General features: G+C 72.6%; 7 protein-coding genes. 3 read left to right on the top strand and 4 right to left on the bottom strand.

Annotated features, from left to right (window positions below; all coding sequences use genetic code 11):
- Positions 1–339 precede the first annotated feature (339 nt).
- Positions 340–897 carry a MarR family winged helix-turn-helix transcriptional regulator gene (locus ACIBCU_RS18180; RefSeq protein WP_099173040.1) on the bottom strand — a complete coding sequence of 186 codons (558 nt, stop codon included), beginning with the start codon at positions 895–897 and terminating at the stop codon, positions 340–342.
- Between the two features lie 138 nt (positions 898–1,035).
- On the opposite strand from ACIBCU_RS18180, the gene ACIBCU_RS18175 reads away from it, so the two are divergent.
- A complete protein-coding gene (locus ACIBCU_RS18175; protein ID WP_362942700.1) occupies positions 1,036–2,331 on the top strand; it encodes an MFS transporter in 1,296 nt (431 codons plus the stop codon).
- A 7-nt stretch (positions 2,332–2,338) separates the two neighbouring features.
- Here the strand turns inward: ACIBCU_RS18175 and ACIBCU_RS18170 are convergent, their stop codons facing one another.
- Positions 2,339–4,009: a SpoIIE family protein phosphatase gene (locus ACIBCU_RS18170; RefSeq protein WP_399232302.1), complete on the bottom strand. Its 1,671-nt coding sequence runs from the start codon at positions 4,007–4,009 to the stop codon at positions 2,339–2,341.
- A gap of 333 nt (positions 4,010–4,342) precedes the next feature.
- Positions 4,343–5,776, bottom strand: a complete 1,434-nt coding sequence (locus tag ACIBCU_RS18165; protein ID WP_362942685.1) for an NAD(P)/FAD-dependent oxidoreductase — start codon at positions 5,774–5,776, stop codon at positions 4,343–4,345.
- A gap of 339 nt (positions 5,777–6,115) precedes the next feature.
- On the opposite strand from ACIBCU_RS18165, the gene ACIBCU_RS18160 reads away from it, so the two are divergent.
- Together ACIBCU_RS18160 and ACIBCU_RS18155 are read left to right on the top strand one after the other, a co-directional pair.
- The gene (locus tag ACIBCU_RS18160) at positions 6,116–6,913 is read left to right on the top strand and encodes a TetR/AcrR family transcriptional regulator (protein WP_399232300.1); all 798 of its coding nucleotides are present in this window, start codon (positions 6,116–6,118) and stop codon (positions 6,911–6,913) included.
- Positions 6,914–7,206: 293 nt separating this feature from the next.
- Positions 7,207–9,135, top strand: coding sequence for a sigma-70 family RNA polymerase sigma factor (locus ACIBCU_RS18155; protein WP_399232298.1), 1,929 nt, complete (start codon positions 7,207–7,209; stop codon positions 9,133–9,135).
- Here the strand turns inward: ACIBCU_RS18155 and ACIBCU_RS18150 are convergent.
- Positions 9,122–12,352, bottom strand: a complete 3,231-nt coding sequence (locus tag ACIBCU_RS18150) for an ATP-binding protein (RefSeq protein ID WP_399232296.1) — start codon at positions 12,350–12,352, stop codon at positions 9,122–9,124. The genes ACIBCU_RS18155 and ACIBCU_RS18150 overlap by 14 nt on opposite strands.
- Between the last annotated feature and the right edge of the window lie 7 nt (positions 12,353–12,359).

Below are 12,359 nucleotides of genomic sequence, written 5' to 3'. Positions count from 1 at the left end.
TTCCAGTTCTTCGCTTTCGCGTTTCCCTTTCCGGCGAGTCCGACTCTATCAGATCCTTTCGGGCCTGATTCCCAGTCAGCGGGGTTTGCCTTCCCAGCCCTTGGGCCGTTCCGACGCTCAAACTCTAGCGGATTCTCCCGGCGACTCATAATCGAGCCTGCGAATTGAATTTCGGCATGCCGAAATTCTCCCCGGTGGGAGATCGTGCTGAGTTTGGTTGCCGCATTCGCGGCGGGATCGGCTGCCGCAGAACCGTACCGGCTCCGTGACAACTCGAAGAACCTTACGGACGTGAGGGAGGCGTGTCAAGCCCCCCCCTCACGGCCCCGCCGCTGACCGTCAGTCCAGGTCGGTGAGCCGGCCGCCGGCGTCCGGCTGTTCGTGTTCCACGCGGCGCAGGAGCCGGATCAGGATCTCGCCCAGAGCTCCGCGCTCGTCGCCCGAGAGGTCCTGGAGGAGGTCCTCCTCGAAGGTGGTGGCCATCCGCATCGCCTCGAGCCACTTCGTACGTCCCTCGTCGGTGAGCTCCACGATGACGCGCACCCGGTTGTTCTCGTCCCGGTCCCGCGTGACCAGGCCTTCGCCTGCCATGCGGTCGATGCGATGGGTCATCGCGGCGGGGGTGAGCCCGAGGCGCTTGGCGAGCTCACCCGGGCCCAGCCGGTACGGGGTGCCGGAGAGGACCAGGGTCTTGAGGACCTCCCACTCGGCGTTGCTGATGCCGAGAGCGGCGACCTGTCTGCCGTAGGCGACGTTCATCCGGCGGTTCAGCCTGCCCAGCGCGGAGACGATCTGCTCGACCTGCGGGTCGAGGTCGCGGAACTCGCGCTGGTAGGCGGCGATCTGCTCGTCGAGGCTCGGCTCCTGGAGCTCGGGCTGCTCGGTGGTGTCAGACATGGCGGGCAGTATCGCACGCCCTCCATCGCCTTCGAAGTCCTTCAGGGTGAAGAGTTCAGCATCTAACTTTAGTGCTAAAGTCTACGAGTCTGTGTTCTGGAAAGTCGTGTCTTGAGGTAGGTGAGTGTGACCAGGGAAATGGGTGCAGCGCTGCGCCGAATCCAGGTGGGAAGCGCGCTGAGCGCGTTCGGCCTCGGGTTCACCGTCCCGTATCTGTACGTCTACGTGGCGCAGGTGCGGGATCTCGGTGCCGGTACGGCAGGTGTCGTGCTGGCCGTCTTCGCCATGGCGGCGCTGGCCGTACTGCCCTTCACCGGGCGGGCCATCGACCGGCGTGGCCCCTTGCCGGTGCTGATCGTCGCCGCCGTCGCGGCCGCTGCGGGCGCCTGCGCCCTGGGCGTCTCGAACGGCGTGACCTCCGCCGTGCTCTCCGCCGCTGTCCTCGGTGCCGGCACCGCCGTCATGCAGCCGGCCCTCGCGACGATGCTGGTGTGGTGCTCGAGCTCCTCGACCCGTACCCGTGCCTTCGCGATGCAGTTCTTCCTGCAGAACCTCGGCCTCGGCATCGGCGGCCTGGTGGGCGGGCAGCTCGTGGACGTCGACAGCCCGTCGAGCTTCACCCTGCTGTTCCTCATCGAGGCCGCGATGTTCCTGGTGCTCGGCGTCGTCGCGGCCACGGTGCGCATGCCGCGTTCCCCCTCCCTCGCGGAGGCGGTGCCCGCCGACGGCACGACGCCCAAGGCGGGACTGCGGGTACTGCTCTCGCACAGGGCCATGGTGCAGCTGTGCGTGCTGGGCTTCGTGATCTTCTTCGCCTGCTACGGACAGTTCGAGTCCGGCCTCGCCGCCTACGGCACCGAGGCCGCCGGGATCGACCCGTCCACCCTGGGGATCGCGCTGGCCGCCAACACCGCGGTCATCGTCGTCGCACAGTTCGTCGTGCTCCGTCTCGTGGAACGGCGGCGACGCAGCAGGGTCATCGCGTGGGTCGGTCTGATCTGGGCCTTCGCCTGGATCGTGGCGGGGTACGCGGGCCTCGGGCACGGCAGCCAGACCATGGCGACGGCCGCGATGATCTCGACGTACGCCCTCTTCGGGCTGGGTGAGTCGATGCTGTCGCCGACGGTGGCGCCGCTCGTCGCGGATCTGGCGCCGGAGGCCATGGTCGGTCAGTACAACTCGGCGTTCGCCCTGGTGAAGCAGTTGGCCCTGGCCGTCGGGCCCGCCGTGGGCGGTCCCATGGGGGCCGCGCTGCCCGGGCCGTACATCGTGACCTTCGTGCTGTTCTCGCTGGGCATCACCGTGCTGGCGCTCAAGCTGGGCCGTCACCTCACTCCCGTGCAGGACAAGCCATCGCTCGAGACGGTGCCGTCCCGGGTGGTCGCCGTGTCGCTGCCGGAGAGCGAGCCGGTCACCGCACCCGTCGTGCGCTGAGCCGGGGTCAGTCCGGGAGCGCGAATTCGCACCAGACGGCCTTGCCGCCGCCGGGGGTGCGGCGACTGCCCCAGGACGTGGCGATCGTCGCCACGATGGAGATGCCGCGTCCCGCCTCGTCGGCGGGTTCGGCGCGACGGCGGCGCGGCAGGTGGTCGTCCCCGTCCGTCACCTCGATGATCAGGCGGCGGTCCGTCCGGCGCAGGCCGAGGCGCATGGGCGGGGTGCCGTGCTGGAGGGAGTTCGCCACGAGCTCGCTCGCGGCGAGAACCCCCAGGTCGCAGAGGGCCACGGGAAAGCGCCAGGACGCCAGGACACCCGTGGCGAAGGCGCGGGCCCTGGGAGCGGCCTCGATGCCGCCGAGCAGTTCGAGCGAGGCGTTGTGGAAGAGCTCCGCGCTCGCTCCCGTGCGGGCGGGGTGCTGGACCACGAGGACCGCCACGTCGTCGTCGTGCTCCGCGGTGACGCCCAGGGAGCGGATGAGCCGGTCGCAGACCACCTGGGGCGACCCCTTGGCGCCCGACAGGGCGCGCTCCAGGGCGGCCACGCCCTCGTCGATGTCCTCGCTACGGCGTTCGACCAGACCGTCCGTGTAGAGCACGGCCGTCGAGCCGGGCGGCAGGGGGATCGTCCCCGAGGTATGAACCCACCCTCCCGTGCCGAGCGGTGGTCCGATCGGGTCCTCGGCGCGGTGGACCGTGCCGGCCGCGTCGCACACGAGGATCGGGAGGTGTCCCGCGGAGGCGTAGACGAGGTGCCCCTCGTTGGGGTCGTGGACGGCGTAGGCGCAGGTGGCGATCTGGCTGGCGTCGATCTCGGCGGCGAGCACGTCGAGGAGCTGGAGCACCTCGTGCGGCGGAAGGTCGAGGCGCGCGTAGGCACGGACGGCGGTGCGCAGCTGGCCCATGACGGCGGCGGCCCGCACACCGCGCCCCATCACGTCGCCGATGACGAGCGCGGTGCGGCCGGCGCCCAGGGTGATGACGTCGTACCAGTCGCCGCCGACCGCCGCGTCCGTGCCGCCCGGCTGGTAGGTGGCGGCGATGCGCAGGTCGTCCGGCTGTTCGAGCTCCTGCGGGAGCAGGGAGCGCTGGAGGGTGACGGCTGTTTCACGGTGACGGCGCTCGCTGGCGCGGAGTCTCTCCGCCGCCTCGGCGTGGTCGGTGACATCGGTGGCATAGACGAGGACGCCCGCCTCCCCGTCCGGGCCGTCCGGGTCACTGATGGCCACGGGGGTGCAGGTCACTGTGTAGGAGCTGCCTGCCAATACCTTGCGGGACTTGACCGTACGCGGAGTGCCGCTGCGCAGGACCTGGTCCATGAGGGGCAGCAGGCTGAGCTCGCCCAGCTCGGGCATGGCCTCGGCCGCGGGCGCGCCGCAGGGGCGTGGGCCGAACGCCGAGGTGTAGGCGGGGTTGACGTAGGTGATGCGGTACTCGGGGCCGTGGAGCAGCGCGACGGGGGCCGGGAGCCTTCCGAGGATCTCGCGTGCGGGCAGGGCTTCCAGGGAGGGACCCGTGGAGGGGAAGGGGGTTTCCGAGGTGTCGTCCGGCGGAGTGACCGCGGTCTTCGGCCGTACGGATTCGGCGCGGGCGGCGGGTACGGAACTGTGGTCGTCCCGCGCGGCGGCTCGACGCTGCGTTCCGGGAAGGCGGGCGCTCCAGCGCGTGAAGTTCACGGAATTTCTGGCCTCGTGTGTCGGTCTGGTCCGCTCGGGCGAGCTGCTTCTTCTGCTGGTCCTGTGGCCGGTGGTCCCCTGCCGGCTCGCATGCCGGGTCGGGGCGCCGGGTCCCGGCTTCCGGGAACGCGCGGCCGGGCCTCTTCGTGCTGGTGGTCTTCGCTGCCGGTCACTGCAGGTGACTGCCTGCCGGGTGACTCTGTGCAGGTGTGAGCCCACCTATGGTCACACGCCCAGTGTGACCGACCGTACTGACAGTTGCCGTACGGCAGTCGGTACATCCGCTGAATTACGGCCCCTCCCGGGGCGTTCCGGTGCGCGGGGAACCGTGGATCAGCCGGACGTGTCCGGTGGCCTGCCGTTCTTCGGCAGGGTGTCTCCGGGAGGTCCCGGGTGCGCGTGTCCCCGGGCCGCGAGGGCGAACTCCGCGCGCGGGTGTTCGAGCGAGCCGAGGGAGACGATCTCTCGTTTGAAGAGTCCGGCCAGGGTCCACTCGGCAAGAACACGCGCCTTCCGGTTGAACGTGGGTACGCGACTGAGGTGGTAGACGCGGTGCATCAGCCAGGCCGGATAGCCCTTGAGCTTGCGCCCGTAGACGTGGGCCACGCCTTTGTGCAGGCCGAGCGAGGCGACGGATCCCGCGTACGAGTGCCGGTAGTCCTCGGCCGGCCGGCCGGCGAGCGTGGCCACGATGTTGTCCGCGAGGACCTTGGCCTGGCGCACCGCGTGCTGGGCGTTCGGCGCGGTGTCCGTGCCGGGCTCGGACGAGGTGAGGTCGGGGACGGCCGCCGCGTCACCGGCGGCCCAGGCGTGCTCGGCGCCGTCGACCGAGAGCGTGGTGGTGCAGCGGATCCGGCCGCGTTCCGTGAGCGGGAGGTCGGTGGCGGCGAGGATCGGCGCGGGTTTGACGCCCGCGGTCCACACCAGGGTGCGGGTCGGGAAGCGCGAGCCGTCGCTGAGGACGGCGACCCGGCCTTCGCAGCTGTCCAGACGGGTGTCGAGCCGTACGTCGATGTTGCGGCCCCGCAGCTCCCTGACGGCGTACTTGCCCATCGCCTCGCCGACCTCGGGCAGGATCCGCCCGGTCGCCTCGACCAGGATCCACCGCAGGTCCGAGGGCTTGATGTTGTGGTAGTACCGCGAGGTGTAGCGGGCCATGTCCTCGAGCTCCGCGAGCGCCTCCACACCGGCGTACCCGCCGCCGACGAAGACGAAGGTGAGCGCCGCGTCGCGGATGGCGGGGTCCCGGGTGGCGGAGGCGATGTCCATCTGTTCGATGACGTGGTTCCGGAGTCCGATGGCCTCCTCGACGGTCTTGAAGCCGATGCCGAAGTCGGCGAGGCCGGGGACCGGCAGCGTGCGTGACACGGATCCGGGCGCGAGGACGATCTCGTCGTACGGGATCTCGAGGGCGCCGGTGCCGTCCTCGCCGGTGGCGAGCGTCGTGACCGTCACGGTGCGCTTGGCGTGGTCGACGCGTTCCGCCTCGCCGATGACGATCGTGCAGTTCTTCAGGACCCGGCGCAGGGGCACGACGACATGGCGCGGCGAGATCGAACCGGCTGCGGCCTCCGGCAGGAAGGGCTGATACGTCATGTAGGGCTCGGGCGTGACCACCACGATCTCGGCCTCGCCGCTTTTCAGTCTCTGTCGCAGCTTCCGCTGGAGACGCAGCGCGGTGTACATCCCGACGTAGCCGCCGCCGACGACGAGAATGCGCACACTTGGCCGGGTGCCGGGGGGTGCCCCCCGGGAATCTGGTGCCATCACCTTCCCATGACGCAACGGAGTCCGGTGTTTGTCCACAGGCCCGGCAAATTGTGTGACCGGAACTCTTCGATCACCGGGCGGCCCCCGGCCTCTGCCCGTTTCCGGAGTTGCGCAGGTCAGATGCGGCGGCAGGGCGGGTCCGCAGGGGGCGAATCAGGGTCCAACCGGTCCTTGCTCCGATCGGGGGGCGCTCCGTGCGGAACTACCCCCTTCTGAATTGACCCGGGCTCAACTATGTTCGTACCCCGTCGGGGTGCCGGTTTCGGACGAAGGTCCACACGCCGGCCGATACGGCGGGGAAGTCTCCGGGGGGAGACGTCATAACCGGGGGAAGTTATGCACATTCAGGATTTGCATGGGCCGAGCGCTGTCACCTCTTCCAGTGAGGACCACGGGCGGCTGAGCCCTGTGGGAGCGGTCGGTACGGTCGCGGGAGCGACGGGCGGCACGGTCCGTTCCGCGCCGCTCCGCGTGGACGCACAGCGCAATCTCGAACACGTCCTGCGCGCCGCGCGTGAGGTGTTCGGCGAGCTGGGTTACGGCGCACCGATGGAGGACGTGGCGCGCCGCGCACGGGTGGGCGTCGGTACGGTCTACCGGCGCTTCCCGAGCAAGGACGTGCTGGTGCGCCGGATAGCCGAGGAGGAGACGGCGCGGCTGACCGATCAGGCGCGCTCGGCCCTCGGTCACGAGGACGAGCCGTGGTCGGCGCTCTCCCGCTTCCTGCGCACCTCGGTGGCGTCGGGCGCGGGCCGGCTGCTGCCGCCGCAGGTGCTGCGCGTCGGGGCGGAGCAGGACGAGGCCGCGATACCGGATGCGGCCGACAGCGGGACGCGCGTCCCGCATCAGCGGCAGGGAGTGGCACAGCCCGGCTTCCAGGTGGCCGGCGGACACTCCGCCGGCGAGGACGGGCTCGGCGACGATCCCGGGGCGGTCGAGCTGCTCGAGGTCGTGGGCAGGCTGGTGGACCGGGCCCGTGAGTCGGGTGAGCTGCGGGGCGATGTGACGGTGGGCGATGTGCTGCTGGTCATCGCCACAGCGGCTCCGGCTCTGCCGGACCCCGCCCACCAGGCCGCCGCTTCGGCCAGGCTGCTGGACATCCTGCTGGAGGGGCTCCGCTCCCGCCCGGCGTAGACGCTCGGACGCGGGTGCGCCGCGCGACCACCCGTAGGCGCGGCCACCCGTAGGCGCACCGTGTGGCCACCCCGGCAGAAGGGGCGGACCGCGAGGCACGCTCCCCGTCGGCCGACACCTGGGCGGCGGGGGGGGGCGTTGCTCCTTCCCCGCCAGGGCCATGTCACCCCGGGGCAGGGAAGAAGACACCCCGGACGAGTGGTTGCTCCCGCTCCGGGGTTCGTCGCCGCGTGGCTCTGTGGCACTGTTGCCCCGGTATTCGGGTCCGCAGGTGTGTTACGGGGGCTTCCGCGATGAGCGGTGAAGCGCAGCAGGAAGAACCGTCCGACGGTATCGCCGCCGCGAACAAGGAGGGCGGCGGCACCGTGCTGCCCGGTCCGTGGCCGCCGGCGTCCGCCGATGACGGGGCGCCGTCGGAGCCCGCCGCGGAGACCGATGCCGCGTACGCGGTCCCTCTGCAGCGCGAGGGGCGCGCCGGGTCGGCCGATCTCGGCCCCTCCGACGCGCAGTTGATCCAGGGCACGCGTGCCGGCGACGACCAGGCGTACGAGGAGCTCTTCCGGCGCCACTCCGGTGCGGTGCGACGCTACGCCCGTACGTGCTGCCGGGACGCGCACACCGCCGACGACCTGACGGCCGAGGTGTTCGCCCGGACGCTGCAGGCGGTGCGCGGCGGGAAGGGGCCGGAGGAAGCCGTCCGCGCCTACCTCATGACGGCTGTCCGCCATGTCGCCGCGGCATGGACCAAGAGCGCGAAGCGCGAGCATCTCGTCGACGACTTCGCGGTGTTCGCCGCGCAGGCCACCCGCTCCGCCGATCTGTCGGAGACCGACACCCTCGACCTCGGCGCCGATGTGCTGGCCATGCACGAGGCGGACCGGTCGATGGCCATGCAGGCGTTCCGCAGCCTGCCGGAGCGCTGGCAGGCCGTGTTGTGGCACACCACCGTGGAGGAGGAGTCGCCGAGCGAGGTCGCCCCCCTCTTCGGCCTGACGGCCAATGCCACCGCGGTGCTGGCCGTCCGGGCCCGTGAAGGGCTCAAGCAGGCCTATCTGCAGGCCCATGTGAGCCAGTCGCTGACAGCCGGCGGCGACTGCGCCCGGTACGCCGACAGGCTCGGCGCCCATGCCCGGGGCGGCCTCCGGACCCGGGCGGAGCGCGGGCTGCGCAAGCATCTGGACGAGTGCGCGAAGTGCCGGATCGCCGCCGGTGAGCTGGACCGTGTGAACGCAGGCATCCCGGCGCTGCTTCCCGTCGCCGTCATCGGCTGGTTCGCCGCGGGCTACTCGCTCAAGGCGGCCGGCATCGTGGCGGGCGGCGCGGCGGGGGCGGCCGGCGCAGGAGCCGCCGCCGCTGCCACGGGCGGTGCGTCCTCCGGGGGAGGCACGGCCGGCGGCGCCGCTGCCTCGGAAGGGATCGGCGCTCCGCTGAAGGCGGGGATCGCGGCCGCGGTGGCCGTGGTGGCCGCCGCCGGTCTCGTATGGGCCCTGGTCGGCGAGGACCGGCCCGCGCCGGAGGAGAAGACGGTGGCCAGGCCGCCGGTCGCGGCACCCGCCGCCCCCACTCCCCCGCCGGAGCCGACACCGAGCCCGCAGCCGCCGGCCCCGCCCGCCGCACCGGCGCCCGAGGCACCGCCCGCCCCGGAGCCCGCCCTGGAGCCAACCCCGACGCCGACTCCCACGCCGACACCGACGCCGCCCCCTGGGAACAAGCCGGCACCGACCCCCACGCCCACCCCGGCCCCGACCCCCTCCGCCCCGAAGGAACCACCGCCGCCCGACCCGGAGATCTACCAGGTCAACGAGCTGGCGTACTCCCTCACCGGCGATCACACAGGTCCCGAGATCCTGCTCGCCCGGAGCAGCGGTGTGTTCTGGCAGCGCAACGGGCTGTCGATCGCCTCCACGACGTACGCTCACGGGGTGACCGCCCCCTCCGCCTCCTCGGTCGCCGTCCAGCTCAACCGGGCGTGCAGCCGCTACGAGGCGATGGCCGGGGTCGACGACCTGACCCTGGGGACCGGCGCCGTGCGTTTCTCCGTGCGTGACGACGACGGGACGGCGCTGTGGCAGTCCCCGGTGCTGCGGGGCGGTGAGCCCGCCGTACCGGTGAGCGTCGCCCTCGCGGGCCGGGAGACCATCAGGCTCGTCGTGGAGCCGTCGGGGCCGCTCGGCGGGGTCGCGCTGGCCGACTGGGCGCAGTCGCGCATCAGCTGCGGCTGAGCCCCTCGGCGGCCTCGGTCAGGAGGCCGAGGACCTCGTCCGGTGTCAGTCCGAGCCCCAGGGCGTTCTCCTCCTCGTACCGCCCGGGGCCGAGCTCCTCGCGCAGCCGCTCCACCGCCGCGGCCACCTCGCTCTCCTCCACCGCCGAGCGGGGGCCGTTCGCCCGCCAGGTGGAGGACGCCGCGAGGATCCGGGCCGACGCCGCGAACAGGTCCAGGCGCACCAGGATGGTGCCGGCCGCTTCCGCCAGGTGGGCGGTGAAGTTGTCCGCGCATCCGGACGTCACGGCCAGGTGCAGCGCCTCGGCCACGCCGCGCAGTCCCTCGGCGGGCCCGCCGGACGGTTCGTGCACCCTGACGCGCGCCGAGACCCCGAGGACGGCTGCGGCGAACTGCGGCGGCCGCGCGCCGTACGACCGGCCGTCGAGCGCCGCGTCGGCGTACCTGCGCGCCTTCGGGATGTCGCCCGCCGTCAGTGCGACGGAGGACCGCAGGAAGTCCACGTACGCCAGGGCGTCCAGCACGTGCTGACGCTCCGCCTCCGCCTCCGCCACGTCCAGGCTCTTCATCGCGGTGCCCAGGTCTCCGGCGCGGTAGGAGAGTTCGGCGAGGCGGGCGAGCAGGAAAGGCGTCTCCGCGTACGCGCCGACCTCCCGGGCCAGCTCCAGTGCCTCCTGGTAGGCGGCGCGCGACTCCTCGTACCTGCCGCGGTTCATCCCCGCCTCGGCGACGGCGCTGGCGACCTGGGCGAGAAGGAAGCGGTCGCCGACGCGACGGCTCAGCACGCGCAGCTCGGCGATGTCCTCGTCGATGCCGTCCATGCCCTGAGGGGTGTCGATCAGCATGTGCGTACGGGCCATCAGAGCGACGCCGTACTCCCAGTCGCCGCCGTACGCCCGGGCGTTGGCGACAGCCAGGTCGTGGTGAGTCATGTCGACGGTGTGCTCACGGCGCATGTGCGAGGTCATCGGCCAGAGCAGCCCGGGGAAGCGGGCGGATTCCGGGCCGCCCGAGCCGAAGACCTCGGCCACCCGGCTGACCAGTGCCTGGAATTCCTCGTCCTCGTGCATGTTCTCGACCGGACGGCTTTCCACGGCGAGGAAGAACCGCAGCATGTGGGCGCGCATGCGTGGCCAGTAGCGCGGGTCGGCCGGGTCCTGCGGGTCCTCGCCGAGAGCGACGGTGCGGTTGGCCCAGGACATGCCCTCGGTGCGGAAGTTACGCACCCACCAGAACCACCCCATGGCGAGCACCAGACGCAGCGCCTCCTGTTCGGAGGGGTGGGCCACAACCGTGCGGTACAGGGCGGCGCGGATGTTGTCGAGGTCCGTCTCCAGGCGCCGGATCCAGGGCAGCTGTCCCCCGGAGCGCAGCTGGGGGTCGGCCTCCTCGGCGAGCGCGGTGAAGTGGGCGGTGTGGGCCGAGGAGGCTGCCTCCCGGATGCCGGGCGTCTCGGCGGCCCGCTCCACGGCGTATTCGTGAATGGTCTCCAGGAGGCGGTAGCGCATCTCCGTGCCGTCCGTGGGGGCCGCGGCCACGAGTGACTTGTCGACGAGGGCGCCGAGCAGGTCGGCGGCGTCCGGACCGGTCACCGCTTCGGCTGCGGCCAGGTCCCATCCGCCCGCGAAGACCGAGACCTGCCGCAGCAGGGTCCGCTCGTCCTGGGACAGCAGTTCCCAGGACCAGTCCACGACCGCCCGGAGCGTCTGCTGGCGGGGCAGTACGGTGCGGCTGCCGCTGGTGAGCAGCCGGAAGCGGTCGTCCAGGCGGTCCGCGATCTGGCGCGGGGTGAGCAGCCGGAGCCGGGCGGCGGCCAGCTCGATGGCGAGCGGGAGACCGTCGAGCCGGCGGCAGATCTCGGCGATGGCCGCCGGGTTGTCGGCCGCGTCCGCGCCCGGGTCGAAGTCCGGCCGCACGGCGCGGGCCCGCTCGGCGAACAGGCGGTGCGCGGGTTCCGGCGGCAGGGGGTCGACGGGGCGGACGGTCTCGCCGGGCACGCCGAGGGGCTCGCGGCTGGTGGCGAGGATCCGCAGTCCAGGACAGCGCGTGAGGAGTGCCTCCGCGAGGACCGCCGCCGCGTCGACGACGTGCTCGCAGTTGTCGAGCACGAGGAGGAACGGGCGCCGGCGCGACTGGTGGGCGAGGTGCTCGACCAGCCGCTCGGTGGGGTCCGCCGACGTGGGGTGTCCGTCGCGGGAACCGCTCTGCAGCAGGGTCGTCTCGCGCAGGCCGAGGGCGGAGAGCACGGCACCCGGCACGGCGGAGGGGTCGTCGAGCGGGGCGAGTTCGACGATCCAGGCGGCGCCCTGCCCCGCCGCGGACTCCTCGGCCAGCCTGGTCTTGCCGGAGCCGCCTGGGCCCGTGAGCGTGACGAGGCGGGCCCGCGACAGGTCGCAGCGGATGAGGCGGAGTTCGGGCTCGCGGCCGACGAAGGAGGTGAGCCGGGGGCGGAGGTTTCCCTCGGCCGGCGTACGGACGCCCGGGGCCGGCACGGGGTGCTCGGCGCCGTGGAGGAGTTCCCGGTGGAGCGTGGTGAGCTCCGGTCCCGGATCGGTGCCCAGACCGTCCGCGAGGGCCCGGCGGGCCTCCTCGTACGCGGCGAGCGCGTCGGCCTGCCGGCCCTCGGCGCGCAGGCCGCGGAGCAGTTGGGCGTGCAGCGGCTCGTGGTACGGGTGGGCGGCGGTGAGCTCCCTGAGCTCCGGTACGAGGCCGGCCGTGGCCCCGCGCCGGAGGTCGGCCTCGATGCGCTGCTGGTGCGCGGTGAGCCGACGGGCCTCGGCCCTGACCCCGTGCTCGTGCCCGGGGAGGTCGGCGAGCGCGGGGCCGCGCCACAGGGCGAGCGCGGTGCGCAGGGTGCGGGCGGCGTCCTCGGGAGCGCCCGCGTCGAGCTCGGCTGCGCCCCGGCGGGCGAGCCGCTCGAAGACGTACAGGTCGATGTCGTCGGGCCCCGCGGTGAGCCGGTAGCCGCCCGGGGTGCCGGCGACCGCCTCCCGGCCGAGGACCCGCCGCAGCCGTCCGACGAGGGCCTGGAGGGCGCCGGGGGCGTCCTGCGGGGGATCGTCGGTCCATACGTCGTCGATGAGCCCGGCGACGGTCGCCGGGCGCCCCGCACGCAGGGCGAGGGCGGCGAGCAGGGTGCGCAGCCGCGCGCCGCCCACGGGCAGCACACCGCCGTGCTCGTCGCGCGCCTCGGTGACGCCCAGGATCAGATACCGCACCTGGCCA

The organism is Streptomyces sp. NPDC051064, from assembly GCF_044455985.1.
Taxonomy (GTDB): Bacteria; Actinomycetota; Actinomycetes; order Streptomycetales; family Streptomycetaceae; genus Streptomyces.
This window is presented reverse-complemented; position numbering and strand designations above follow the sequence as displayed.

Bases quoted from the DNA above. Each gene is read 5' to 3' on its own strand.
- ACIBCU_RS18180 (WP_099173040.1), bottom strand. From the start codon at position 897: ATGTCTGACACCACCGAGCAGCCCGAGCTCCAGGAGCCGAGCCTCGAC.
- ACIBCU_RS18155 (WP_399232298.1), top strand. From the start codon at position 7,207: ATGAGCGGTGAAGCGCAGCAGGAAGAACCGTCCGACGGTATCGCCGCC.
- ACIBCU_RS18160 (WP_399232300.1), top strand. From the start codon at position 6,116: ATGCACATTCAGGATTTGCATGGGCCGAGCGCTGTCACCTCTTCCAGT.
- ACIBCU_RS18165 (WP_362942685.1), bottom strand. From the start codon at position 5,776: ATGGCACCAGATTCCCGGGGGGCACCCCCCGGCACCCGGCCAAGTGTG.
- ACIBCU_RS18175 (WP_362942700.1), top strand. From the start codon at position 1,036: ATGGGTGCAGCGCTGCGCCGAATCCAGGTGGGAAGCGCGCTGAGCGCG.